The sequence below is a fragment of the Rhizobium ruizarguesonis genome, assembly GCF_012349115.1.
GTDB lineage: Bacteria > Pseudomonadota > Alphaproteobacteria > Rhizobiales > Rhizobiaceae > Rhizobium > Rhizobium ruizarguesonis.
On the sequence record NZ_PQIG01000066.1, the window covers coordinates 26124 to 51435 of the forward strand.

Sequence of the window (25312 nt, forward strand, 5' to 3'; positions counted from 1 at the left end):
CAACTGATAAACCTAGTTGCTAAGTTGGAAACTGCATGTTAGCTTTGTGAATATGAGGACCGAGATGACTGAAATTCCCGAAAGGAAGCCCGTTTTCACCGCCAAGCCGCCGAACCCTTCTCGGTTGGCGGATGGGGTGTCCGATGCGATTGCCGCAGCACTCTTTGATGGGCGCATTTCGCCTGGCGAGCCGTTGCCGCCCGAAGGGGAGATCGCCAGGGAGTTCGGCGTCTCGAAGCCGATCGCCCGCGAGGCGCTTCGTCAACTGACGGCGGCCGGGCTGATCTTCACCCAACAAGGCAAGGTTGCCCGCGCCAAGGCGCTGAGCGGCGACTCGATGGACAAGATTTACGGCTACGCGGTCCGCTCCAGTCTCAAGCGGCTGCGCGAAGCCAATGAAATGCGCCGCGTCGTCGAGACGGGAATTGCCCGGCTCGCCGCCGAACGTCGCGATCCGGAAGGTCTGGATATCATGCGGCAGGGCCTGGCGGGCATGCTGGCTTCCGTGCAGGAGCCCTCCAGCTTTACCGCCGCCGACATCCTGTTTCACCTTGGCCTTGCCATGACGACGGGTAATTACATGATCCGCGTGCACATGGAGAGCATGCGTTCCGTGCAGCGCGAGGTGTCGGAATTGTTTTCACGTCGCGCCAATCGCAGCGACGCTGACTGGCGGGCAACGATTGACCGGCATCAGGCGATCTACGACGCAATTGCAGCTGGCGATGCCGACCTCGCCGAGCAAAAAATCCGGGAGCATTTCGAAGCTGCCGACATTGCCTCGCTCGAGGTGGCCGACAAGCTGAAAGATGCCGAGTGATGAGCGCCGCGCGCTTCTCATTGAAAGGCCGGCGGGTGCTGGTAACCGGTGCCAGTTCCGGCATTGGCCGGGCTGTTGCGCTTGGCCTTGCGGAGCATGGAGCGGAACTGATCCTGCATCATTTCGGTAATAAGACGGGCGCGAGTGAGGTGGCCCGGGCGACCGGCGGCACAGCGCCGGTACTGGAAGCAGACTTCACCGACGGGCGTGCGACGCAGGCTTTTGCCGATGAAGTGCTCAAAACACACGGCCCGATCGATATCCTCATTGCCAATGCCGCCATCGAACATCGGCGGCCCTGGCAGGAATTCGATGAGGCGCATGTCAGCGCTCATGTGGCATCGAATTTCTCGGCGCTGCTGATGCTGACGGCAAAGCTGGTTCCGCCGATGGCCGAGCGGGGTTGGGGCAGGGTCGTCGCCACAGGCAGTATCATGGCGGTGCGGCCGCGGGCGGAAACGGTTGTTTATGCGTCGCTCAAGGCGGCGCAGTTGACCGCGATCAGGTCGATTGCGCGCGAAACCGGCCATCGCGGCGTCACGCTGAATGTGGTTTCGCCGGGTGCGATCGAGATCGAAGCCAATGCCGCGCGCTACGGCGACCCGGCGTTCCGCAAAGCGGTTGCCGCCAAGATCCCTATGGGCAGGCCGGGCCAGCCGCAGGACCTGGTGGGGGCGTTTGTTTTTTTGTGCAGCGATGCTGCCAGCTACATTACGGGTGCAAATATCCCGGTCGACGGAGGATGGTCGATTGGAGACGCGCCCGGGAGCCTTCCGCACGCTGCCGGGTGAGCGGCCTGCGGCAAGGTTTTCGAGATCATGCGGCGAAGCCATCCGCCGCAGCTTGCAGCCAAATTCCAGGCGAATGCCGTTTGCATTCAGTCGGCGAAGGCTGCTTGCCCACGACCAAAAAGGGAGGAAACCATGAAGGCCGCATTAGCAGGTATCGCAGCATCCGCGTTGACATTGTGCATATCGACGTCTGCCGTCTTCGCGACGGATCTCCGCATGACGGTCTGGACCGGGAGCGAGGCTCATCTGAAGATGCTGAATGGCATTGCGGAGAGCTTCAAAGCCACGCATCCCGACGTCAACGTGAAGTTCGAGACCGTGCCAGTCAACGACTACACGCAGAAACTGACCTTCCAGATCGCGGGCGGCAATGCTCCCGACATAGCCTGGATGATGGAGGATGCCGCTCCGGCTTTCGAAAACGCCAATCTTCTGATGGATCTCGGCCCGACGCTCAAGTCGGCGGAAGGCTATGATTTCGACGATTTCTCGAAGCCGGCCATGGGCCTGTGGCAGAAGGATGAAACGGTCTACGGCATTCCGTTCTCCACCTCGCCTTTCATGATCTACTACAACAAGGACATGTTCGACAAAGCCGGGCTCGAAGATCCACTGACGCTCGCCGCCAAGGGCGAATGGAACATGGACAAGTTCCAGGAAGTCTCCAAGAAGCTCGCAGAAGCCAATCCCGGCAAATGGGGCTTCGAGTTCAAGGATGGCGAAGGCTATGCCTCTCGCATGACCCATGCCCTTCTGCCGCCAATCCGCGCCTATGGTGGCGATATCTGGTCGAACAAGGAATGCGGCTTCGACAAGCCCGAAGCCGTCAAGGCGGTCAAGCAGCTGCATGACATGGTCTTCAAGGACAAGTCCATCGTTCCCCCGGGCGAACAAGGAGACTATTTCTCCGGCAATTCGGCGATGACGGTCAACCAGATTTCCCGTGCTTCGAAGATGACGGAAGCCGGCTTCAAGTGGGGAATCGCACCGTTGCCCACCGGCCCAAGTGGTGAGTCACCCGTTATCGGCCAGGCCGGTCTTGTTGTGTTCGCCCAAGGCAAGAATACGGATATCGCCGCAGAATTCGTGGCGCATATGACCAACAAGGAAAACGTCGCCACCATGGCGCAGTTCTTCCCGCCCGCCCGCAAGAGCGTTCTGCAGGCCGATGCATTCATCAGCGGCAACAAGCTCGTGCCGCCCGAGATGATGAAGAATGTGGCTGCCGCTATAGAAAAGGGCCGGGTGGTCTCGGCTAACGAAAAAGCGCCCCAGATCCTTGCCGCCATGGCGCCTCGCGTCGATGCCCTGTGGAAGCCGGATGCCGATGTCGATGCCGCCATCAAGGGCATCTGCGTGGCAATCCAGCCGCTGCTTTGATCCGAACGAAGATGGCCGATACCGTTCATAACTCCGTTCGAACCGGTCAAAAGACCTGGCTAACGTTGAAGGTGAGAGAGATGATGGAGGCGTGGCTGTTCGTCAGCCCCACCTTCATCGGGTTCCTCATCTTCTTCCTCGGTCCGCTCTGTGCAGTGGTCTATTATTCAATGACCGAATGGAACCTGCTCAGCCAGCAGGCCACCTTCGTAGGCCTTGCCAATTTTCAGAATGCGCTCCTCGAAAACCCTGACTTTTGGCTGGTGATACGCAATTCGGTTATTTTCGCGATCGGTCTCGTGCCGCTCAACATGGCGCTCGCGCTCGCTTTGGCGCTCGCCCTTTCCCGGCCGTTCTTCGGGGTCGTGTTCTTTCGCACGGTGTTTTTCGCTCCCGTCATCACCTCGGCCATCGCCTGGGCGATCGTCTGGAAATTTCTGCTGCAAGGAGAAGGCGGTTTCATCAACCAGGTGCTGGCGCTGGTCGGGATCACTGGTCCAAACTGGCTGCGTGAACCGAACTGGGCCATGGCGGCGGTCATCGTCACCCGCGTCATCAAGATGGTCGGCCTCAACATGATCCTCTACATTGCGGCGCTGCAGGCGATCCCGCGGGACTATGAAGAGGCAGCGCGCCTGGAGGGTGCCTCACGCCGGCAGATCTTCAGCATGATCACCTGGCCGTTGCTGGCGCCGACCACGCTCGTCATCATGGTCATCACGACGATCGGCTCTTTCAAGGTCTTCGATCACATATATCAGATGACCGGTGGCGGTCCGGAAAACGGCACAATGGTGCTTGCCTTCTACATCTACCAGCAGGGCTTCAAGTTCTTCAATGTCGGCTATGCCTCGGCGCTCGCCATGATCATGTTCGTGATGATCATGGCGCTGACCCTGGTTCAGGTGATGCTGCGGAGGAAGGGATCGGAGTGACCCAGCGCCAAATCCAGATCCTCTACCGCGCCTGCTGGACGATCGCACTGCTGATCGCCGCCATTCCTTTTGTTTTCCCATTCGTTTGGATGGTGTCTGCCGGCTTCAAGAGCGTGACCGAGATATTCGGTGCGCCGACGCTTATTCCGCGCGTCTGGCGCTGGCAGAATTTCGTCGAAGTGTTCACATACCAGCCGTTCGCGCGGCAGTATTTCAACTCGCTTTACGTCGCGATCGTTGTAACGGCGCTCACTCTCGTCATCTCGTCCCTGGCCGGCTATGCGCTGGCGCGCATGCGGTTTGCCGGTGCCGGGCTGCTAATGCTTTTTCTGATCTCGGCGCTCATGGTGCCGGAGGAAGTGACGATCATTCCGAACTTCTTCCTGATGCGCTGGTTTGGTTTGGTGGATACTCACTGGCCGCTGATCCTGCTGCCCACCTTCGGCCCTCATGGGGTGATGGCAACGTTCCTGATGCGCCAGTATTTCCTGGCCCTGCCCAAGGAACTGGAAGAAGCCGGCAAGATGGACGGGCTCTCACGCTTCGGCGTCTGGTGGAAGATAGCGTTGCCGATGGCGCGTCCGGCCCTGGCTGCAGTTTCCATCATCACCTTTCTGTTCTCGTGGAACCTGTTCCTGGAGCCGCTGATCTTTCTGAGCTCGCTCGACATGTTCACGCTGCCTTTGGCCTTGTCGAACTTCAACGACAGCTACGGCTTACCGCTGTGGAACCTGCAGCTTGCCGCTACCAGCCTTGCCGTCGTGCCGATCCTGATCGTCTATCTGATCGCCCAGCGGCAGATCATCGAAAGTTTTGCGCTATCAGGCGTGAAGGGATGAGGAATTTTCGTTCATGAGCAGTGTATCGCTTAAAGGCATCGAAAAACGTTTCGGCGCCGTCGAGGTCATCCGCGGCGTCGATCTCAGGATCGATCCGGGCGAGTTCGTCGTATTCGTCGGTCCGTCGGGCTGCGGCAAGTCCACCTTGTTGCGGCTGATTTCGGGGCTGGAATATCTCAGCGGCGGTGAACTTGCGATTGGCGGCCGGGTGGTCAACGAAGTGCCGGCTTCGAAACGCGGCGTGGCCATGGTCTTCCAATCCTATGCCCTCTATCCGCATCTGACCGTCCGGGACAATATGGGTTTCGGGCTGAAGGTCCGCAAAGTCCCGGCACAGGAGCGTCAGAAGCGCGTCGATGAAGCAAGCGCCACGCTGAAGCTCGAAGCACTGCTCGATCGCTACCCCCGCGAGCTTTCCGGCGGTCAGCGGCAGCGCGTCGCGATCGGCCGGGCCATCGTCGGAAATCCTGATGTCTTCCTGTTCGACGAACCGCTGTCGAACCTCGATGCAGAGTTGCGCGTGCACATGCGTTCTGAAATTGCCGCTCTACACAAGCGGCTCTCCACGACGATGATCTATGTAACGCACGACCAGATCGAAGCGATGACGCTCGCTGACAAGATCGTGGTTCTGCGCGACGGCCGCGTCGAGCAGGTCGGCTCCCCCCGGGACCTATACGAGCGGCCGGCAAATACCTTCGTGGCGCAGTTCATCGGAAGCCCAAAAATGAATTTGCTCCCTGCAGATATCGCGCCTTTGCTGACAGGCGCAACGGCAATGGATGCCGCCGCCGAGACCATCGGGATAAGGCCGGAGCATCTGACGGTCGTGGAACCTCGAGACGGGACGCTACGCGGAACCGTCGGGCTTTGTGAATATACCGGGGCAGTAACGCTGCTCCACGTCAAGCTGCCGGACGGGCACGATTGCCTCGTCCTGCACGACGGTCATGACACGAAGGCGGGAATCCAAATAGGGCTCACCGCCGATGTCTCGAAGGTGCACTTTTTCAAGGGCAACGGGCAGACAACAAAGCGGACTGAACGAGGTCGGACTGCTTGAACGTACGGCCGCTCTTGGCGCACACGAGCCGCGGAAATCTCTTAAGAGCCGGGTTCGTCTACTCGCCCTGTCGTAAGTTGCGAAGTCGGTCGAAAAGGACGGCGAGCACGATTGCCCCGCCGATAAAGCAACCCTGCCAGAATGCGTTGATGCCGAGCAGGCCAAGACTGTTACGAATGACCTCGATGAGTGCGGCGCCGACCAACGCTCCAAAGGCAGTACCGACGCCGCCGGCCAGATTGGCGCCGCCGATAACCGCGGCGGCAATCACCTGAAGTTCCATCCCGGCGCCGATGTTTGTGGTGACAGCGCCGAGCCAGCCGGTTTGAATGATGCCGGCAACCCCCGCCGAGAGGGCAGAAATCATATAGACGATCACCTTGATCCTCGGCACGGGAACACCCGTCAGTGTCGCGGCGTGCTCATTGCCGCCGATCGCAAAAACATAGCGGCCGAACTTGGTCCAGCGCAGCACGAAACCGGTCACGAGTGCCAGCACGACCATATAAAGCACTGGATTGGCGATGCCGAAAACCCAGGCGCCGCCACCGAGCGCCAGGAGCTTGTCGTGATCAGGCCCGAACTGGAAAACGACCGTATTGTTTGACGCAACCATCGCAAGGCTGCGGGCAATCGACAACATGCCGAGTGTGACGACGAAAGGCGGGAAGCCGAGATAGGCAATCAATACGCCGTTGAAAGCGCCGACCAGAAGAGCAGTACCGATTGAGGCGGCGATGCCGACTTCAATACTGTATCCCGCATGCATGACGACCGCCAGCACCATGCTGCACAGGCAAAGCACGGAGCCAACGGACAAATCGATGCCGCCGGTAATGATGACCAGCGTCATGCCGAGCGCGATAATGGCGACGAAAGTGACGTTGCGGGTGATGTTGTAGATGTTCTTCGCCGTCGCAAAGGAGTCCGTCGCCGTCGATAGAAAAATGCAGGCGAGAATGACTGCAATCAGTACCCAGAATGTCTGGCCGCCCATGATCGTCGCAAGCCAGCTCCGTTGTTTCTGTCCGATCGTTTGGTCAAGTGTAATCGCCATCGTCGACCTTCTTCCTTCCTGTTGCAACGGATAGCATCGATCACACCTGTTCAATGGCGCCGGTGATCAGTCCCGTCACTTCCTCCGGCGAACTTGCCGCAATCTGCTTGTCGGCAACTTTTCTGCCTCGCCGCATCACGATCACACGGTCGGCGACCGAAAAGACGTCGGGCATGCGGTGGCTGATCAGGACAACGACAATGCCCCGGTCCCGCAATTGGCGGATCAGGTTCAGAACCTCAGCCACCTGGCGCACTGAAATGGCTGCTGTCGGCTCGTCCATCAATACGATTTTGGCTTCAGACAGCATCGTGCGGCCGATTGCCACCGCTTGCCGCTGGCCACCTGACATTTGCTTGACGAGATCGCGCGCCCGCGTTTCGGATTTGAGCTCGCGAAATATCTCAGCGGCGCGCTTGTACATGCTCTTGTGGTCGAGGATGCGAAGAGGCCATACGCCGCGGCGCAATTCTCGGCCGAGGAACACGTTCGCTGCCGCCGTCAGATTGTTGCAAAGCGCCAAATCCTGGTGAACGATCTCAATGCCATTCAGGCGCGCTTCCTTCGGCTGATGAAGCACGAGATCGGCGCCGTCGAGCCGCATGGTTCCATGACTCGGTCGAAAGTTACCGGCAATCATCTTCACCAGTGTGGATTTGCCAGCCCCGTTGTCGCCCATCAGGCCGACGACCTGCCCCGCTTCGAGCGAAAACGAAACATCGTTGACTGCCTGGATGGCACCGAAATGTTTGGAAATATTGCTGAGCTCAAGAACCGCCACCAGCCTCCGCGCCTCCCAAAACCTGCGGGCCATCCATCGCTCCGAACCCTGCTTGTCTTCGACGCAAGGCTCCGGCGAGTTCGCCTTTCCAATATCCTCCCAGGAAAAACGATTGGGAGCATTTACGCAAAACCCTGCGACAGCGTCAACTCATTGTCCCGGCCATTGATCTTATTGTCGCAAAAATCTGTTTTGTCAGACAAATATCATTTGACGAGAGTGGCGCCCGGATATTAGCTATCAATGGGGGAGAAAGAGCATGCTAATCCTTGTTACCGGTGCGACGGGCAAGGTCGGGCGGCGCTTCATTGCTGGGCTGCTTGACGATCCGAGATTTTCCAAGGCCCGTATTCGTGCGCTTTGTCATAATCGTTTGTACGAGGCGACCGACCGTGTCGACGTTTTCCAAGGCTCGATCGCTGATCGCGATGTCGTGGCAGCGGCGCTGGATGACGTTACCCATGTCGTGCATCTCGCCACATGCAAGGAAACGCCTGAAGACGTCATGGATGTCACGGTCAAAGGTCTCTTCTGGCTGCTCGAGGAGTTCCGTACGAGCGTCACGGCACGCCAGTTCATCCTGATCGGTGGTGATGCGGGTGTGGGACATTTCCACTATCGCCACGACGGCCCGATCACCGAGAACGCCCGCCATTGTGCCTATCCGGGAAGCTATGCGCTTTCCAAAGTCCTGGAAGAGGTCATGCTGGAGCAGTTTGGCATTCAGTACGGCCTCAATGGCTGTTGTCTGCGCGCGCCCTGGATCATGGAAAAGGACGATTTCAAGTATTCGCTGTCTTTTGGAGACGATATCTTTGGCGGTCCGGACTGGAAGACGCTCGTTCCCGAAGACGCGGCGCGGCGTTATGCAGCGATGGGTACGGTGCCGCTGCTGCTCGATGCCGATGGGCGTCCGCTGAAACGCAACTTCGTGCATGTCGACGACCTTGTATCGGCAATACTGGCAGCGATCGATAACCCGCGGTCGGAGCGGCAACTCTTCAATATCTGCATGGATCGACCTGTCGACTATGCTGAGGTCGCCGCCTATCTCCTGCGTACGCGCAATCTCGGCTCCATCGACATACCAAGCCGCTTCCATTCCAATTGGATGGACAACAGCAAAGCGAAATACCTGCTGGATTGGCGGCCAAACTACGATCTCGAAATGCTTATCGACTCAGCCTGGCAATACGAGCGTTCGAAGGAGGAGCCTCGCATCGTCTGGTATCCGGGTTGATTTCGTGTGGCGGGCACGCGGTGTCCGTCTGTTTCAAGGGAGGAAACTATGAGGAAGGCATTACTACTTACAGCCGCAGTCTTAGCACTCACCGCCGGGCAGGCCTTGGCCAAGAAGCAACTCGTCATCGTCGTCAAGGGCCTCGACAATCCGTTCTTCGAAGCAATCAATCAAGGTTGCCAGAAATGGAACAAGGAGAACCCCACGGCGGAATACGAGTGCTTCTACACCGGTCCGGCATCGACATCCGATGAAGCCGGCGAAGCGCAGATCGTTCAGGATATGTTGGGCAAGGCAGACACGGCAGCAATCGCAATTTCGCCGTCAAATGCAAAGCTCATCGCCCAGACCCTGAAGACGGCCAATCCAACGGTACCGGTGATGACGCTCGACGCAGATCTTGCCGCCGAGGATGCAGCCTTACGCAAGACCTATCTTGGCACGGACAATTATCTGATGGGCGCCCGCATCGGGGAGTACATCAAGAAGGCCAAGCCGAACGGCGGTAAGATCTGCACGATCGAAGGCAATCCGGGCGCAGACAATATTCTCCGCCGCGCACAAGGCATGCGCGACACGCTCACTGGCCAGAAGGGCTTGACCGCGCTGAAAGGCGAGGGTGGTTGGACTGAGGTTGCCGGCTGCCCGGTGTTCACCAATGACAACGGTGCCGCGGGTGTTCAGGCAATGACCGATATTCTCGCGGCCAATCCCGACATGGACGCATTCGGCATTATGGGTGGCTGGCCATTGTTCGGTGCGCCGCAACCCTATCGCGACCTGTTCAAGCCGATGGCCGACAAGATCGCCAGCAACGATTTCGTCATTGGTGCGGCCGACACGATCGGCGACGAGGTTGCCATTGCGAAGGAAGGTCTGGTGACTGCGCTGGTCGGCCAGCGGCCATTCGAGATGGGCTACAAGGCACCTTCGGTGATGATGGATCTGATTGCCGGCAAGCCGGTTGAAGATCCGGTCTTCACCGGGCTCGATGAGTGCACAAAGGATACAGTCGACACCTGCATTCAAAAGTAGGTTCACGGTTTGGCGCACCCGGTTCAAGGGTGCGCCGACTGTCCTCACGAGACGGATCGAGAGATCCGCAGGACTTGACGCGCCCTGAATTCCGCGCTTTGTGCCGGCGTCAATCGCAGGCGACTTCCTCGTTATTACGATTGTTTTGATCATACGTGCAGACAGTCGAAAGAATGCTGAGGCAGTAGAAATAAATGCCTGACAAAAAATCGGGAAAGCCAACGGCTGCGGTCGAGGTGGTGATGGTTGACCGCTCGGCCACCACAAGGCGCCCAAATTCTCCCCGCATGACTGGGGCGAGTGTTCATGTGTCTTTGGCAGGCGAGATCGGTCTCCGGATCGTGCGCGGCGACTATCCGCCGGGTACGATCCTGCCAAATGAGGCAAAATGGTCGGAAGTCTTTGACGTCAGCCGATCAGCGGTGCGCGAAGCGATCAAGATGCTGATGGCCAAGGGCCTGCTTTCTTCCCGCCCGAAAATCGGCAGCTGGGTCGAACCCAAGGAACGTTGGAACCTGCTGGATCGAGATGTCTTGGGCTGGTATGCCGCATCTCCTGATCGCGAATCCTTTCTGAGGGCCGTCCAAGAACTCAGGCATATGATCGAGCCGGAAGCGACTGCGCTTGCTGCGGAGCGCCGAACTGACGAGCAAATGAACGCGATCAGTCAGGCCCTGCATGACATGGATCAGGCGACATCGCTCCAGCAGCGAACAGAATCCGATGCGCGATTTCACATCGCGATCTTACGCGCCTCCGGAAATGATCTGTTGGTGCCGCTCGGCGTCCTGATCGAATCGGCGCTGAATCACCTCTTCGCCCATGTCACGCGGGAGGAAGACAACCTGCGATATGCGCTGAAACTTCATGAAAATATTGAGAAAAGCATTCGATTGCAGCGACCGAACATGGCGCGTAACGCAGTCCGCAAGGCGCTGGCAAATACCGACGACATTATAGCCCGGTGGTCACGCTAGACGGTTGTATCCTGTCGGGCTAGTTCCCTGAGGCCAGTCTTTCCTCGAGATCGTTCCGCACCTCGGCAAGATAGTGCCGGGTCATGAGATCGAGAACTTCCTGGAGCGCCACGATGCTGGCGATGAGGCCATGCACCTGCAACGCCCCGGGCCGATGGAGGGTGTCTCGCCGATCACGCGTTTCTCGACAAATTGGAGGACGATCGGAATGGCCGTCCGTTTTGTATCCTCTTCGCGCCCGTTGCTGGCTCGGAATCGGCTGGCACCATGCCGGAGACCGTCTATAGCAACATACCTCGAGGTTATTTCCTGAACCGCAAGGTTATGGATCTTTGCTTCTGCGCTGCAGGCGACCGATCAGGGGGAGGATAGCTGCGGTCGGCAAGAATGCGACAAGCGTAAGCAACTTGGCTGAAATGCCGGGCACAACGCGGCGACGGCCGGAGTTGAAACCGCTCCAGGCCCGCTCTGCGACATATTCAGCGTCCAGCTTGGGCAATATCTTGAAGAGAGCCGCCCGGTTCGCGCCGGCCTTTTCGAGGAATTCGGTGGACACCGGTCCGGGCGCGACACATGTCACCGTAACGCCAAAGCGGCGCACTTCCTGATGGAGCGCGTCCGAAAAAGAGTGCACGAAACCCTTGCTTGCGTAGTACAACGCCATATACGGCCCGGGAAACAAACCGGCTATGGAGCCGAGATTGATCACGCCGCCGCGTCCGCGCGCAAGCATTCCAGGCAGGAAGCGAAGGGTCAAATCCGTCAGGGCGCGTATATTGAGATCGACGATCCCAAGCTGATCGTTGAGGGGGAGTAATGTTGCTGCGCCTCGCAGGCCATACCCGGCACTGTTGACCAGCACGCCACAGACCAAATCATTGGCGGTCAGAAAAGCCTCGAGACGCTCGGACGCGTCGGCTGCAAGCAGATCCAGCTCCAGCGTGAAGGCCTCACCGCCGGCCTGCTGTACGTCGGCTGCCGCAGCGGTGAGGCCTTCAGGCGAGCGTGCGATGAGCACGACGACGTTGCGGTCGCGTGCGGCAACCTTTGCGATTGCTCGTCCAATGCCGCGGGAACCGCCAACCACGACGACAGCCGAACGGAACTCGTCGTGTGGGGTCACTTCGATGTTCCCACCGACGGTATGATGGTCATGGCTCCTCTCTGGACGAGGCTTTTTACTTCGTCGGTGACTTCGCCGTTCAAGATCCTTTCGAATCGTTCCAATGCCCGTGCCACATTCGCTCCATCCATAACCCTGTGGTCGTAGTGAATGCGGACAGTAACCGATCCATCCTCGCCGATCGGGCCGTAGTTGAAAAGTGTGGTCAGCGGACTGAGAGGGTTGAGAGACTCTGCTCCGAGACCCGAATAGACTGACAGTTGGAAGGTGCCGAAATAGCGCGCTCGCTTCCGTCCTATATTGAGTCCGAGCCACATGAGCAGCCACCTCACAGGGGCAGGTGCGCGAGCAAGCTTCAGCGCGCGCCGAAACTCCTTGATCTCCAGAACCGGAAGTGACCTCGCCGCACGGATCAGCGTCTCCAGCTCGGTGATTGAGCGTTGCTCGGGACCTTTGATGGTGCTCAGCAGAACGACCCGCTCTCCGTCATGCTCGCGCTCATGGGCAATGGAGGCCACGCTGGCCGGATATTCATAGAGTTGTGGCCACGGAAACTTGATATAAGCACGCCGCAATTCAGGAATTTCTTGAGAGAGCAGAGCGTATCCCTTCAAGAAAAGCACTGTCCAGGACGGCCGGGCATCCGCTCCGTCTCTTGCATCCAGGAGGGGCCGAAGGTTCATTTGCCGCTGGACCGTCACACGCGGCACCCCGATCGAGAATCTCATCAGATCTCCGACAAGGCGTCGCGATGCCGAGAGCTTGATCGTTCGGCCTCTCATCTTGCCACCTCTAATAAAGATAAGGGATGATGCGCTTGGTCTTCGCCATATACGCTTGATATTGAGGGCCGAAAACTTCCAGCATCATACGTTCTTCCTTGTCCACCCTTAGGAAGAATAGAACGGCGAAGCCGATCAGGCCCGCCATGCCTGCCACCCAGTTCGGCAGCAGAAACGCTTGTGAAAGCCCCATCAGAAGAAACGACGTGTACATCGGATGGCGGACAAGGGCGTACGGGCCAGCGCATATCAATTCGTGCTGCTGGCGGATCTCCAGTGTAATCGACCAGTTTCGTCCTAATTGCTTGTGGGTCCTTCGAAAGACCCACATCGCGGCGCAGAAGAGTATTGTCCCGATCACGACGGCCCACAAATGGGCGGTATAGTCGGCTGCCTCAGGGATGCCGGTCGCGACGTAAAATCCCGGCACGATCGCAAGTCCGGCGAGGGCTGCCGCAAGCCCGACCGCCTCTGAACCGGTACGGCGGTTACTGACGACCGGCACTCGCTTTGCGCGACGCTCAAATGGGTATCGAATGATGCACCATGCAACAATTCCGAGAACCCAGATGACCTCGCCGACGACGGCTGCTGATAAGTTCAAATCAAGTCACCAGAACCTTTCCACGATCTGCCTTCTTTGATGCCCGGTAATCAACCTGTATTCATCTCCCGAAGGTTTGTAATGAACTGTTGCGGCCTTAGCCAAATGCTGGGCGCCTTATAACCCATGTGCCGTGCGATATCCGCCACAAAGGCATTGCAGTTGTATACCGATGCCTCCCAGAGACGAGAGGTTGCCTGCAGTTTGCGTATATACGCAACTGTGTCGTTATATTCATTATCACTCAGCATCACACGCCAGCTTGCTGATCTGTACTGCTCTTCCAGGTCACCGTCCGTCGCTCCGGTCGTGGCCGGAACCGGTATGAAGTGGCCTATTACATACTGCGCGGCATCGGGAGAAGCTGGGGCAAGCCCTGCAACTTCGGGATTGATCATATTTCCGTTTTTATCCGCCTGCCCAAAAACGACGTAGGTGTGGCCGTAGGTCAGCGCATAGCGTGAGCGGAATTCGATGAAATGCCGATTTGATTTGTTTTCAGCCGCATTGATTGGAGCTACGCCTCTGCCATTCGACGTATAATGCGGTAAAGGCCTTTTGTCTTCTGTCTGGCATGACGATGCCACGACCGCCAACATAATAAATAGCGACCTACCGCCTCTTCCAAGCGCCATCACTAAGCTCCATATGCAGGCCCTGACGAATGGGAGCCCGACGTCAGCATATAAAATGCCACTCGTGCGCTGTGAGTCGCGAAGGAGCGCAAGCCTGGCGGTTTATGGTGCAAGAAGAGGAAGGGTCTATGTGACCCTTCCTAAATTTCAAACGCGATATGCTACTTATAGACTGCCTCTGCCGGCGGTGGGGCTTTCCCCTTGCCTTTGCCAATCGACCCGCAAGCACTCAGATTGGCCACCGCAAACATCGCAAGGATTACGATTAGAATTCTGCTCATCAAGAAGTCCTCTCCTCATCATGGCATAGCCTTCTAAGCTACACCTTAAAGTTTAGCGACACTCAGTACCCTGGATAGGGCAGACATGATGCAACATGCAACGAATCTACATTAGCAGATACATATTGCTATGGCCAACCCCACGATTTCAAATGGTAAACACCATCAGATGACAACCACGCGCGTGCCTACGCGTGCACGGGAGTAGAGGTCGACGATGTTTGCGTTCGTCAAGCGAATACACCCATTCGAAACAGCACGGCCTATCGACCAGGGGGCATTCGTTCCGTGCAACCGGAACAGTGTATCTTGTCCGCCTTGATAGAGGTAGAGGGCCGCTGCACCGAGAGGGTTGAGCGGTCCTCCCGGTACCCCATCGGCATATTTGGCCAGCCGGGGCTTGCGCTGAATCATGTCATTGGTGGGCTTCCACGAAGGCCACTCTGCCTTATAGCCGATGGTGGCCTCGCCCTTGAAACTCAGTCCTTCCTCTCCGACGGCAACGCCATAGCGAGTCGCCAGTCCGTCTGCCTCCACGAAGTAAAGGTAGCGGCTCGCCGTATCGACGACGATAGTTCCGGGCGGTTCACTCCCCGTATAGGCGACCTCCTGTCGTCGATAGCGGGGATCGGAATCCGGATCCCTTGCGAATCGGTAGCCCAGTGGCGGTCCATCGCCCGAAGTACATCCAGAAAGCATGAGAGCCAGGCTCCCCAGCACGAGCCCCCGGCGTGTAATATGCTGTTTATCCATTTCCACCTGCCCAGTAATACCGTCGATCCCGTTCATTCCAAATTAGCCCGTTCACTCCAAATTAGATTGCGACATCTTTTGATAAAGACACTCAACTCTGTGGAGGATGAGTTCGCAACACTGGCAACATCTGAAGCTGCGCAATACCATGCCCCTCTATTTATCCGTGAAACCCCTTGCATCAACAATCGCGCCGATCGAATATTAGCATATCAACAAGGACGGAGACGATGAAGCTTTGCCTGGAAGGAAAAATCGCGATCGTAACGGGCGCAGGTTCCGGAATTGGTGCCGCCGTTTCTCGACACCTCGCTGAGGAGGGTGCCGAGGTTGTTGTCGCCGATATCAATGCTGACGCAGCACACACGATTGCCGCCGCGATCAGATCAGAGGGAGGCCGCGCCCGTGAATTTGTCGTCGATGTCAGTGACAGTGAAAGTGTGCAGAGACTTGTCGATTTTACCGTCGAGACATGTGGCGGCATGGATCTGGCGGTCAATAATGCGGGAATCGATGGGGTGCGCGCAGCGGTCGCAGACTATCCGCTCGATAATTGGCACAAGGTGATGAACGTCAATCTGAACAGCGTTTTCTATTGCATGAAGTCCGAAATTGGCGCGATGCTCAAGCTGGGCGGCGGCGCAATCGTGAATATGTCTTCCACTCTCGGGACCGTTGGATTACCCACCGCGGCGGCATACACCGCAGCCAAGCACGGGGTCGTTGGACTGACGAAAGTCGCTGCGATGGAGTATGCGAGATTGGGTATCCGCATAAATGCCGTCGGTCCCGGCTGGATCGAAACGCCACTTTTGTCGGAGCATCTTGAGGCGACGAGCACGCGACGCATGGCATCGCTTCAACCAATGGGCAGGCGTGGAAAACCGGAAGAGGTCGCAGCTCTTGTGTGTTTCCTTTTGTCCGAGCAGGCCAGCTTCATCACTGGAGGGCACTACCTAGTGGATGGGGCCTATACTGCTCACTGAAGAAAGGGCTTGAGAAGGATGCGACGATGTCCAACCTGTCTCTATTTTGCCAGATGGCGTGGCTGACTGGGATGGCCCGTGTTTTACACGACATCGCGGTCCTCTCTGGTGATCCTGTCGGCTATCGCCATGACCGTAGCTGAGATTGGAAATAGCGCGCAGCAACCGAATCGATGTCTCGTATCAAGCGGAATACTCACGATACGCGCTGCTTTCGCGAGGTTTTCGGTCCAAGCTCCTCCATCACGCCCCCCCCGCTAATCTCGGTTCTTCAAAGAGAAGGCGAAGACATAGTCGCCGATATCCTTCGAATAGGGTGCGCCACCAACCGATATCAGAACATATTGCTTGCCTGTTTTCGGTGAGACATAGGTCATGGGCGTCGCGCTCGAACCGACCGGCAGGGGATATTTCCAGAGTTCGGTACCGTTCTCGGCATCATAGGCACGGATATAGTAGTCCTGGAAGCCAGCGAAGAAGACGATTCCGCCGGCGGTCGCCGAAGTGCCGGCGTAGCTCGGCAGGCCCATCTGCATGGGCAGCTTGGTTTTGATCTTGAACGGCCCGAGTTCTTCGGCTGTGCCGGCCGGAACCTGCCATGCGATCTTGCGCGTATTCAGATCCACTGCGGTGACGGTGCCGAAGGGCGGTTGCGTGCAGGGAACGCGAAGCCTCGATGTCCACATCTCGGTGGCCATGGCGTAAGGCGTACCACGCTGGGGGGCGGAGGGGCCGTGCGCGGTTGTGGTCAGGGCAAAGTCGACGTATTCGGCGCGCGGAATGAGTGCGAAGAGACTGGGCACGCGAATATCGTTCATGAAGACCCTGTTGTTGGGCAGGTCGACCGATACGCTTCCCCAGTTGAGACCACCCAGATTTCCCGGCTGCTGGATCGCATACTGCGTGCCGATCGGGGTGAAATCGCCGTCGTAGCGCATCTTGCGGAATGCGATGCGGCATGCCAGCTGATCGAACATCGTCAGGCCCCAGGCCGTCTGCTCGGTCACGCGTTCTGCACCGATCGTCGGCATGCCGACTGAGTAGGGCTGCGTCGGGGAGAGTTTCTCGTCCGGCGCGCCGCCTTGCTGCGGCACCGGCTTCTCCTGAACTTCGGCAAGGGGTGTGCCGGTTTGGCGGTCGAGGAGAAAAAGCTGCCCGCGTTTGGTGGTCTGCAGCAGAGCAGGCACGGTGGCGCCATTGCCGTCAGACAGGTCGATCAGGATGGGTTGGGCCGGCAGATCATAGTCCCAGATATCGTGATGCACGGTCTGGAATTTCCATTTCTCCCGACCCGTCGTCACATCGAGCGCCACCAATGTCGCGTTGTATTGATCGGCGAAGGCAGGGCGATTGACGCCGTAATAATCCGGCGTGGTATTGCCGAGCGGTGCATAGATGAGGCCAAGCTTGTCGTCGAATGCGGCCGTCGTCCACATGTTGGGCGTGGCTCGCGTATAGGTCTGGCCCTCCGGCGGGAGTTTGGTGATCTCGGGGTTGCCAAGATCCCATGCCCATTCGAGCTCGCCCGTGACCACGTTGAACGCGCGGATGACGCCCGAGGGCTCGCCGACCTCCTGATTGTCCGTGACCCAGCCTCCGACGACGATCAGGTTGCGGGCAATCAGCGGCGCTGATGTCTGGAAGTAATAGCCTGTCTTGACTTCGCCCATGCCCTGGGAAAGCTGCACGGTGCCATTGTCTCCGAAGCCTTTGCAAAGTGCGCCGGTCTTGCTGTCGATCTCCAGGAGACGGGCATCAATCGTCGTCTGCACCAAACGCTCGTTACAGAGACCATCGGCGGACTGGGTTTCCTTTGGCATCTTGTAGTAGCCGAGGCCGCGGCAGCGCTGCCAGTAAGGCGCCGTCGCCTTGGGGTCAAAGGTCCAGCGGGGTTTACCCGTATCTGCATCGAGCGCTGCGATCACATCTGTCGGCGTACAGGTGTAGACCGTATCGCCGATCTGCAGAGGCGTGTTCTGATCGGCGCCATCGCTTTTTCCGGTGCGATATGTCCAGGCAAGATCGAGCTTGGACACATTGCCGCGGTTGATCTGATCGAATGGCGAATAACGATCTCCTGCGGTGGTGCGGCCATAGGATGTCCAATCGGAGGGAGCGTTGTCACCCTTGGCGATCTTGTAAGCGGTGATGTCGGCGGTGGGACGGATGATCCCATGCGGCACGAAGCTCAGGCCGAAACCGGCGACGAACAGGATCGCCGTGATCAAGGCGCCGCCATAAAAGAGCTTCCGGTTGGCGGTCGGGGAAAGTGACGGCGCAAAAAAAAGCGCAAAGCCCGCCAGCGCGATGGGGGACATCAAGCGGGCAAAAAGTGCCCAAAAATTGAGACCCGACTCCCATAGCGCCCAGGGAAGGGTGAAAACGGCGATAAGCAGGACGATGAGGCTGCCTGATATCTTCCGGCGCCACAGCAGAAACGCGCCAACCACATAAGCAAGCCCAACGATCGCGTAATAGGGCGAGCCGCCGAGGCGCAACAGCCAGGCGCCGCCTCCGATCAGCCCCAATCCGATAAAGGCGAGAACAAGACAAAACAGGGTGGCCAAAAAATTCATAGTCTCCTCATCCAATCCGCTGCCCAATCACCTGGATTCCGACTCCGACCGTCGCAGGGCACCTCGGGAAGCACAGGGCCATGGGTTGATGGTCAAATACGCATCTTCGCGAGAGGGGCGCTCTCGTTCAATTTTTAGCTGATGTACCTGTGGTCACTGACACACGGCCCCCATCCGGCAATGATGCGGTCGCCGCTCTGCTACGACGGCTTGCCATCCAAATCGAGTTAATACTTCTGAAAGGGGCACAGATGTTTCTCGGCGAAAAGCTTGATCAAGCGAACGGGCGACCGACAGGATTCGATTATATGCGATTACTGTTAGCCTTTTCAGTGCTTTGGATACATACAGCCCGCGTCACGTACGGCGATGACCTGTTTCTCTGGGAGTCACCCTTCCGCCCTGTTATCAAGTCAGTGCTGCCCATGTTCTTTGTCCTGAGCGGGTTCCTGGTGGCTGGCAGTCTTGAACGATCGAAGACATTGATCTCCTTTCTCGGTAACCGATTTATCCGGATCTACCCTGCTCTTGCGGTTGAGGTATTGCTGGCTGCCTTTATACTCGGAGCGATCTATACAGAGTATGACCTGCGTGACTATTTCACCGATCCTCAGTTCTTTACATATCTGATGAATGTCACAGGGCACATTCACTTCAATCTTCCCGGGGTATTCCTGGATAATCCTGATGCCGAGATGGTGAACGGACAGCTCTGGACGGTGCCCTTCGAGCTTGAGTGCTATGCGGTGATCGCCGCCCTCTTCTTGCTGGGCGTGGTCAGGCGGCGGGTGATTGCCCTTATCGCAACGCCGGCCTTGATCATAAGCTTCGGTATCGCAAGATATTGGAAACATGAAAGTGATTGGGCGAATATGCCGACGACCGCGTCGGGCAATCTGCTCATTTGTGCTTTTCTTGTGGGGGTGACCTTCTATCTCTACAAGGACAAGGTTCTTTGGGATATCCGAATTTTCCTCGCCTCGGTGGCATTCATACTGTGGGCCTATTGGTTCACCTCCTTTGGGGACTTTGTTGCCATTCCGGCCATGGGATATGTCACGGTCTTCCTTGGTCTCACCTCGCCCCGCAAGCTTGGCGTCCTGCGTGGAGCCGACTACTCCTACGGCGTCTTCCTCTATGGCTATCCGATCCAGCAGGCGTTCGTAGCGCTCGGGCCTTGGGCGCATAACTGGTGGCTGAACGGCATTGTCTGCAGCATCATTGCCACTTGCTTTGCCGCCTTCTCGTGGAGATTCATCGAAAAGCCGGCGTTGAAATTGAGGAAACAAGTCACCTGGCTGGAAAACCTCAGTCTCCAACGCGTCGCAAAACGGCAATTGGCCGGCGCGGTCTCGAAATAGGCTTGTCGACACCGGCCTCGATGCCGGCAATTCATCGCAGGTGTTCAACCGGCAAGGACATCAGCAGGGCTCGTCATAGCGGCGGGCCCTGTTTCGTTGTTGCGCGCCGATCACCTCAGATGAACAATCCGGGTCCATCGTAGGAGCCGAGTTTTGCGTAGGCTGTTGCTCAACCCTGATGCCGCCGCGCTTGCCGGACGAGCGTAAGCCCGATCGTTGCCAGCGCACATGCGCTCGAGCGTAAGCCTATGGCCAAATTCATCTTTTCAGGAACACAACAAGTGAACGTTCAGTTCGGCGAGAGAACGCCGGAGCTGCATTGCCGGCTCCTGTATAAGCCGCCGGTGCCTAAATCTTTCTGACTGCAATATCCAAGGATTTCTTGGGTTTAATCGGTAGAGCGGCCCTGCTGGGTGAATAGTCGAATATTATCCGACGTGGTTCAATCGACTTGCTGGGCGGATATTAGCAATATTTTAACCGTAATAGATAAAATACTTTGATCGGACTTCGTTTCGACTTTGGGTTTTGTCATGTCATTGAGGGCTGGCGGTGGCTTGAAGGAGGTGTGAAGAGAGGATCAGAATAATGCTGAAGAGCACGCTCGTCGTGGTTGCCGTCTCCATCGCTGCCGGAGCGACCATTCGCGCCTCGGCCTTTGCAATTTTTGCATTTCTGGTGGTCACGGCCTTGGGCGGCGTGATCCTGCTGAAAGGTACCTCCTTGACGGAGGCGGTCGTTTCCTGTGTCGAAGTGCTTGTATTGATGGAGATATGCTATCTGGTGGGTCTATTTGCCTTCTCCTTGTGGCATATTCAAAAGCGCCGGAAAAAGAACTCCATCACGGAGCGCTCCCATGTCACGGGCAAACGTCCTCATGGGTAATGACATGACCGAGGCCGCCGGATGCTCGGCCAAGCGAGGCGCGAAGCTGAAAGATTGCGACGCGCTTTAGGAATCCACCCTGGGCAGTAAGGCGTGCCGGGAAAGCAGGGCGGAGAGCGTCTTTGCCATGATCACGAAATCCAACGCCAGCGTCCATTTGGACAAATACTCGACGTCGAGGGAAACTCTATTCTGGTAGCTGACGTCATTGCGCCCGCTGGTCTGCCAATGGCCAGTCAGGCCGGGACGGACGGCCATGTAGGCGTAAGCATGTTCACCGTAATGTGGCAGCTCTTCTTTGCTAATGGCGCGGGGCCCGACGAGGCTCATTTGACCCAGCAACAGGTTGATAAATTGCGGAAGCTTGGCGAGGCTCGATCGTCTCAAAATATCGCCGACGACAGTGACCTGTGCTTTGGCCGTTGCGTCGGCTCTTGTCGTACGAAACTCGAGGCAACCAAACTCTTTTCCCTTATGACCGAGCCGACGATGGGAATTGAATACAGGCCCCCGATCACTTAGCGTTATGATGACTGCCACCGACAGAAGGAGCGGCGACAGAAGGAATAGGACACTTGCCGCAATGATGATGTCAAATGCACGCTTCAGAATTCTGCTGATCCTATGGGATTGTGACGAATTGAATGGACGCCTTTCCTGTCGAGCCCTGGCGAAATCCCGCCAAGGTTTGGTCGGGTTGACGCCCTGATTTTTTCCCGCCATCCGCGTCTCCGTTAGACAAACCCCAGAAATCACAGCCAAAGCTTGTTTTAATGCAAGTTTGATGTCTGTGACCGAGGTCATAATCTTCAATAAATTCCTTATACTCTGAAGAAATTCTTTTGACTATTTAAAATATTACCTTTGTTATTGAAATATATAACGGAGGCGCCATTCATATTTATTTTATATTCTTATATTACTCTTATAGTTGTTAACTTATTCTACAGGTAGGCAATTGTCATAAATTGTATAAAAACCGTCGCGCAGCTTCAAGGATTTTCTTGTGATAGAATTCAATATGAATTTTATTATATATAAATGTGAGGAGTCGTCATAATTATGTATAGTTTAAACACGAGATTTTTATTTTATTATTGTTTGACTTTCTAATTCAACTTATTACGAATGTCTCTCGAGATAGTAAGTCAATTAGTCTGCGTGGAGTTGCACTTATGGATGGGGCGATTAGCATCAGAGACGACGGGACTAGAGGAAGCGCGGCGCGAATTGGCGAAGCGATTACTTTCGGGACTGTAGGTATTGTTTACGGCGACCGGGGGGATTTGGATCACGAGTTCCCGTTTTGCCGCTCGAGTGTTCGAAAGTTTCGTCGCGGTGAGCTTATTGCCAGCGCCGGTGTTCTCATCGACATGTTCGCCCGCGTGCAGCGCGGAATGGTGAGTGCAAGCACCCCGCTTGCCGATGGACGAGAGTTCATCGTCGAAATCATTCCTAAAGGTGGCTTGATCGGCGAATTGGAGGTGCTGCGCAAGCAGTCTCTCAGTTTGGAATATCGGGCCTCCTCGGACTGCGAACTCCATTACTTCGACGGTCGGTTACTGCGCGACTTGTGTGCGAACGATCCGCAATTTCAGGTGAAGATCCTGTCAAAGGCGCTGGCGCGTGTTTCCGAACTCGAACTGCGGATCATTGCCAATGCCGGATCGAGTCTAAGGCAGAGAGTGGCCCGGACGCTGCTGCGTCTTTCTGCCCTGTACAGAATGGATGCGGAGAATAGCGGCGATGAGCTGATCATCTCCCAACATGACCTAGCCGCAACGCTGCCGGCGTCGCGTGAGAAGGTCAACCAGTGCCTGCGGCGTTTGCGCGAGAGCAAAGTGGTCGACGGGACACAGGGCAAAATCCGCATTCTCAACCGGAAGGCGCTAGAAGCTTACGCCGAGGGTGTGACGTCTCTCGTTTGAGGCGGCGCCTCGATAAAATAAACGGAACGGCAGAAGCCTCAACAGAACCCGCCGCCGGCGGGTTTTGTGTTTGATGGGGATTTGATAGTCAGACGATGCAGGCTGAAAGCTCGGGTTGACGTGTTGGCTCTTGTCTTCATGCGCGTCGTCCCAAAACCGCTGCGCATTTTTGGGCGACTTGCATTAGACTTCGGTCTCGGAAGCATTCCTCCAGTATTTCCAGCCTTCACCCTGTATGAGCCCGTGATCGGACAGGTCCTTCCAGCTTCGGTAGGTCCCCGTATCGTCATGGACGAAGTCATCCATGTCCTTGCCTGAGGAGTATACGGTGTATTCTTCCGTATGTTGGGACCGGTGTGCCGCATCGGCAACCTTGTGCACGAAGGTCGACAGAAACTTGAAATGCAGAAGGGCGCCGGATACGCCGAGCGCTCCGCGCATGTCGCCCAAATTCAGCGAGAGCGGCCAGACCTGGTGCGATGATTTGAGAAACAGACGTTCACCCGCCACATAGACGAGAGGTATCTTGTTGAGCGCGGGGCCGTCCCACAGCCGGTCGTGGAAGTAGACCCGCCCGCGAACGCCACCCTTGATCCATATTGTTCGGTCGCGTTTGTCGAAATGCGCGACGTAGCCGGATCGGTCGAAGAGATTGCAGACCTCGAGCGGGTTGCGACCGGGCTCGCAGATGTTCTCGAGAACGGGATGCGGGCTATACATGTCGATCATGACCGAGCGGAGCGAGTGGCCGCCCATGGATTCGATATAGGCGGTCAATTGATCGATCGGCCGGGTGTCGCAATGGGGATAAACCAGAAATTCATCTGCATCAACGTACAGGACCCACTTCTCCCGGCAGTGCCGGTTGATGACTTCGTTGATCCAGTCGTTTCCGAATCTCGCCGCCTTGTAGGACCCATGAGCTGAAAGAAGGGAGACGTCGTCGAAGCTGGACAGCAACTCGGCCGTGCCGTCGTTCGAGCCGTTGTCGATGCAGATGAAGTGCTCGAAGCCGAGATCACGATAATACTGCAGGAAGAAGGCCAGGCGGTGCCCTTCGTCGCGGATGACGCAGATGACGACGTGACGCGCCTGCTTGAGCCCGCTGCGCAGCAGGTCATAGCGAACCTGCCGAGCCTTGAGCGACCGGCGCAGGCGGGCTTTCACATAATGCGAGATACTGGCGGCGGAAGCCCTATAACTCATATTCTGTCCTGAACATTATCCATTCCTGGAATGAATGGATGAATACTTGCGCTTCCGTCTGCAAATCCACGGCTCGACCGGCGACGCTAAGTTCAGTTTCGCGAACATTCAGGTCGGACCAGCAATACATCATCATACGGCATAATCGCCAACCAGCAGGCTCTGAACCCGAGGATTGGATTCGTTTTTCTCAATCGCGTGTTCGATGCGCGCCCGTATCGATCGATATTTATACAGCATCTTACGGTCGAAGCTTATTCCGCGATACAGCGAGTTGTAAATCGGATGTGCTTTGCGCAGGTCGACGTACACTTGGCTTTCTTTATCGGTCCATGGAAAGAAGGTTCCGTGCCATGGCTTCGGATGCGCCATATAATGGACGATCGACAAGGAGGACATGGTCACCAGATGAAGGAACTGTTTGGGGAAGTTCCACCGGTTCGATACGAGGATGAGCGATGAACCGCAGACATAATTCAAAGCGCCCTGATCATGTTTGCCCTCGCAGGCCTCGGGATTTCTAGCAAAAAGCTCAAGCGCCTCCTGTCCGATCCAGCCGTGGCGATGGAATTTCAGGACCCCTGCATTGAAATAGTGGCTGTCCTTTCCTGTGTCGAGGAAGTCATGGATCGCCGTGTAATCGCGCGCCGCGAAAAACCTGCCTTCGGGCACAGTTGTACTTTCGAAAGCACCCAGATCGCTGACGATCTGGGTATCCCCATCGAGGTAGATGATCTGGGTATAATGGGCAGGCAGGATCTCGCAAAGGACCAGCTTGGCCATCGTGCTGACGCTGATGCGCCCCTGGAAATGCGAACTGTCGAGCTTGCCGAGCGAGTCCTGCAGCGCCTCAGTCGCATCGATCAATATGACCCCGTTCGTTGCGAGCAGGCCTTTCAGCTCCTCGAAATTGTCGAGATGTTCCGACATGAGGACGCAGACATCGGTCGCGGGGCTTGCGAATTTGCGAGCCTGAAGCGCCGAGAGAATGGTCGGAAATGAATACTCGACATCCGTGACGTAGACGACGCACTGATTGTTCATGTCATCACCCTTCCGATTGTGCGCAATACGATTGAATCGGCATTGTCTTTGCGAGGCGAGGGAACAGTTGTGAATTGAGCCGACAGCTCTGTCATATGAAGGCCCTGTTCAGTATATATTGCCGACATCCAGTCCAACTGGTGCTGAATCGGTGTCTCGCTGACGGCGGCTTTTGTGTGTTTCATTGTTGAGGTATTCATTGTGAAGAATGCCTTGTCTGTCATAAGGCT

At 56.8% G+C, this 25312-nt stretch carries 25 protein-coding genes; 13 read left to right on the forward strand and 12 right to left on the reverse strand.

Annotation, left to right across the window (positions count from 1 at the left end; translation table 11 throughout):
- Nucleotides 1-64: 64 nt before the first annotated feature.
- From C3Y91_RS08810 to C3Y91_RS08835, 6 genes are all read left to right on the forward strand, one after another.
- Nucleotides 65-820 carry a FadR/GntR family transcriptional regulator gene (locus tag C3Y91_RS08810; RefSeq protein WP_024319320.1) on the forward strand — a complete coding sequence of 252 codons (756 nt, stop codon included), beginning with the start codon at nucleotides 65-67 and terminating at the stop codon, nucleotides 818-820.
- Nucleotides 820-1611, forward strand: a complete 792-nt coding sequence (locus tag C3Y91_RS08815) for an SDR family NAD(P)-dependent oxidoreductase (protein WP_018073618.1) — start codon at nucleotides 820-822, stop codon at nucleotides 1609-1611. Before C3Y91_RS08810 ends, C3Y91_RS08815 begins: the two co-directional genes overlap by 1 nt.
- A gap of 132 nt (nucleotides 1612-1743) precedes the next feature.
- Nucleotides 1744-2991 (forward strand): ABC transporter substrate-binding protein, encoded by a 1248-nt coding sequence (locus tag C3Y91_RS08820; RefSeq protein ID WP_131717967.1) that lies wholly within the window; start codon nucleotides 1744-1746, stop codon nucleotides 2989-2991.
- Between the two features lie 11 nt (nucleotides 2992-3002).
- On the forward strand, nucleotides 3003-3926 hold the full coding sequence (locus C3Y91_RS08825) for a carbohydrate ABC transporter permease (RefSeq protein WP_164567785.1): 924 nt from the start codon (nucleotides 3003-3005) through the stop codon (nucleotides 3924-3926).
- Nucleotides 3923-4765 (forward strand): ABC transporter permease subunit, encoded by an 843-nt coding sequence (locus tag C3Y91_RS08830; RefSeq protein ID WP_168575255.1) that lies wholly within the window; start codon nucleotides 3923-3925, stop codon nucleotides 4763-4765. Before C3Y91_RS08825 ends, C3Y91_RS08830 begins: the two co-directional genes overlap by 4 nt.
- A gap of 13 nt (nucleotides 4766-4778) precedes the next feature.
- On the forward strand, nucleotides 4779-5828 hold the full coding sequence (locus C3Y91_RS08835; protein WP_018073621.1) for an ABC transporter ATP-binding protein: 1050 nt from the start codon (nucleotides 4779-4781) through the stop codon (nucleotides 5826-5828).
- A 58-nt stretch (nucleotides 5829-5886) separates the two neighbouring features.
- Here C3Y91_RS08835 and C3Y91_RS08840 read toward each other — a convergent pair whose 3' ends face one another.
- The gene (locus C3Y91_RS08840) at nucleotides 5887-6885 is read right to left on the reverse strand and encodes an ABC transporter permease (RefSeq protein ID WP_018486235.1); all 999 of its coding nucleotides are present in this window, start codon (nucleotides 6883-6885) and stop codon (nucleotides 5887-5889) included.
- Between the two features lie 40 nt (nucleotides 6886-6925).
- Nucleotides 6926-7666, reverse strand: coding sequence for an ATP-binding cassette domain-containing protein (locus tag C3Y91_RS08845; protein ID WP_130693101.1), 741 nt, complete (start codon nucleotides 7664-7666; stop codon nucleotides 6926-6928).
- 259 nt (nucleotides 7667-7925) lie between these two features.
- On the opposite strand from C3Y91_RS08845, the gene C3Y91_RS08850 reads away from it, so the two are divergent.
- The 3 genes from C3Y91_RS08850 (at nucleotide 7926) to C3Y91_RS08860 (ending at nucleotide 10918) form a co-directional block, all read left to right on the forward strand.
- The gene (locus C3Y91_RS08850) at nucleotides 7926-8906 is read left to right on the forward strand and encodes an NAD-dependent epimerase/dehydratase family protein (protein WP_024319324.1); all 981 of its coding nucleotides are present in this window, start codon (nucleotides 7926-7928) and stop codon (nucleotides 8904-8906) included.
- Nucleotides 8907-8954: 48 nt separating this feature from the next.
- Entirely contained in the window at nucleotides 8955-9941 is a 987-nt protein-coding gene (locus C3Y91_RS08855; protein ID WP_130665025.1) for a substrate-binding domain-containing protein, read from the forward strand.
- Nucleotides 9942-10135: 194 nt separating this feature from the next.
- The gene (locus tag C3Y91_RS08860; RefSeq protein WP_130656109.1) at nucleotides 10136-10918 is read left to right on the forward strand and encodes a FadR/GntR family transcriptional regulator; all 783 of its coding nucleotides are present in this window, start codon (nucleotides 10136-10138) and stop codon (nucleotides 10916-10918) included.
- 322 nt (nucleotides 10919-11240) lie between these two features.
- On the opposite strand, the gene C3Y91_RS08865 is transcribed toward C3Y91_RS08860, so the two are convergent.
- The 6 genes from C3Y91_RS08865 to C3Y91_RS08890 form a co-directional block, all read right to left on the reverse strand.
- Entirely contained in the window at nucleotides 11241-12041 is an 801-nt protein-coding gene (locus C3Y91_RS08865; protein ID WP_018485524.1) for an SDR family NAD(P)-dependent oxidoreductase, read from the reverse strand.
- Nucleotides 12038-12823, reverse strand: a complete 786-nt coding sequence (locus C3Y91_RS08870) for a hypothetical protein (RefSeq protein WP_024319327.1) — start codon at nucleotides 12821-12823, stop codon at nucleotides 12038-12040. The genes C3Y91_RS08865 and C3Y91_RS08870 overlap by 4 nt, the downstream gene beginning before the upstream one ends.
- Before the next feature lie 10 nt (nucleotides 12824-12833).
- Nucleotides 12834-13427, reverse strand: coding sequence for a protein-S-isoprenylcysteine O-methyltransferase (locus C3Y91_RS08875; RefSeq protein WP_018073630.1), 594 nt, complete (start codon nucleotides 13425-13427; stop codon nucleotides 12834-12836).
- A 50-nt stretch (nucleotides 13428-13477) separates the two neighbouring features.
- Nucleotides 13478-14062: a hypothetical protein gene (locus tag C3Y91_RS08880; protein WP_018073631.1), complete on the reverse strand. Its 585-nt coding sequence runs from the start codon at nucleotides 14060-14062 to the stop codon at nucleotides 13478-13480.
- 161 nt (nucleotides 14063-14223) lie between these two features.
- Nucleotides 14224-14343, reverse strand: a complete 120-nt coding sequence (locus C3Y91_RS37830) for a hypothetical protein (RefSeq protein WP_026171022.1) — start codon at nucleotides 14341-14343, stop codon at nucleotides 14224-14226.
- Between the two features lie 165 nt (nucleotides 14344-14508).
- Nucleotides 14509-15096: a L,D-transpeptidase gene (locus tag C3Y91_RS08890; protein ID WP_024319328.1), complete on the reverse strand. Its 588-nt coding sequence runs from the start codon at nucleotides 15094-15096 to the stop codon at nucleotides 14509-14511.
- Nucleotides 15097-15326: 230 nt separating this feature from the next.
- Between C3Y91_RS08890 and C3Y91_RS08895 the strand changes: the two genes are divergently transcribed.
- The gene (locus tag C3Y91_RS08895; RefSeq protein ID WP_018073633.1) at nucleotides 15327-16082 is read left to right on the forward strand and encodes an SDR family NAD(P)-dependent oxidoreductase; all 756 of its coding nucleotides are present in this window, start codon (nucleotides 15327-15329) and stop codon (nucleotides 16080-16082) included.
- Nucleotides 16083-16339: 257 nt separating this feature from the next.
- Here C3Y91_RS08895 and C3Y91_RS08900 read toward each other — a convergent pair whose 3' ends face one another.
- Nucleotides 16340-18658 carry a membrane-bound PQQ-dependent dehydrogenase, glucose/quinate/shikimate family gene (locus C3Y91_RS08900; protein ID WP_168575256.1) on the reverse strand — a complete coding sequence of 773 codons (2319 nt, stop codon included), beginning with the start codon at nucleotides 18656-18658 and terminating at the stop codon, nucleotides 16340-16342.
- A gap of 251 nt (nucleotides 18659-18909) precedes the next feature.
- On the opposite strand from C3Y91_RS08900, the gene C3Y91_RS08905 reads away from it, so the two are divergent.
- Entirely contained in the window at nucleotides 18910-20019 is a 1110-nt protein-coding gene (locus C3Y91_RS08905) for an acyltransferase family protein (protein ID WP_168575257.1), read from the forward strand.
- A gap of 588 nt (nucleotides 20020-20607) precedes the next feature.
- Nucleotides 20608-20904 (forward strand): hypothetical protein, encoded by a 297-nt coding sequence (locus C3Y91_RS08910; protein ID WP_018073636.1) that lies wholly within the window; start codon nucleotides 20608-20610, stop codon nucleotides 20902-20904.
- A 66-nt stretch (nucleotides 20905-20970) separates the two neighbouring features.
- Here C3Y91_RS08910 and C3Y91_RS08915 read toward each other — a convergent pair whose 3' ends face one another.
- Entirely contained in the window at nucleotides 20971-21627 is a 657-nt protein-coding gene (locus C3Y91_RS08915; protein WP_024319330.1) for a sugar transferase, read from the reverse strand.
- Between the two features lie 452 nt (nucleotides 21628-22079).
- Between C3Y91_RS08915 and C3Y91_RS08920 the strand changes: the two genes are divergently transcribed.
- Nucleotides 22080-22832 carry a Crp/Fnr family transcriptional regulator gene (locus C3Y91_RS08920; protein WP_168575258.1) on the forward strand — a complete coding sequence of 251 codons (753 nt, stop codon included), beginning with the start codon at nucleotides 22080-22082 and terminating at the stop codon, nucleotides 22830-22832.
- Between the two features lie 183 nt (nucleotides 22833-23015).
- Here C3Y91_RS08920 and C3Y91_RS08925 read toward each other — a convergent pair whose 3' ends face one another.
- On the reverse strand, nucleotides 23016-24038 hold the full coding sequence (locus C3Y91_RS08925; protein ID WP_018073639.1) for a glycosyltransferase family 2 protein: 1023 nt from the start codon (nucleotides 24036-24038) through the stop codon (nucleotides 23016-23018).
- A gap of 132 nt (nucleotides 24039-24170) precedes the next feature.
- On the reverse strand, nucleotides 24171-25082 hold the full coding sequence (locus C3Y91_RS08930; protein ID WP_027689281.1) for a glycosyltransferase family 8 protein: 912 nt from the start codon (nucleotides 25080-25082) through the stop codon (nucleotides 24171-24173).
- Between the last annotated feature and the right edge of the window lie 230 nt (nucleotides 25083-25312).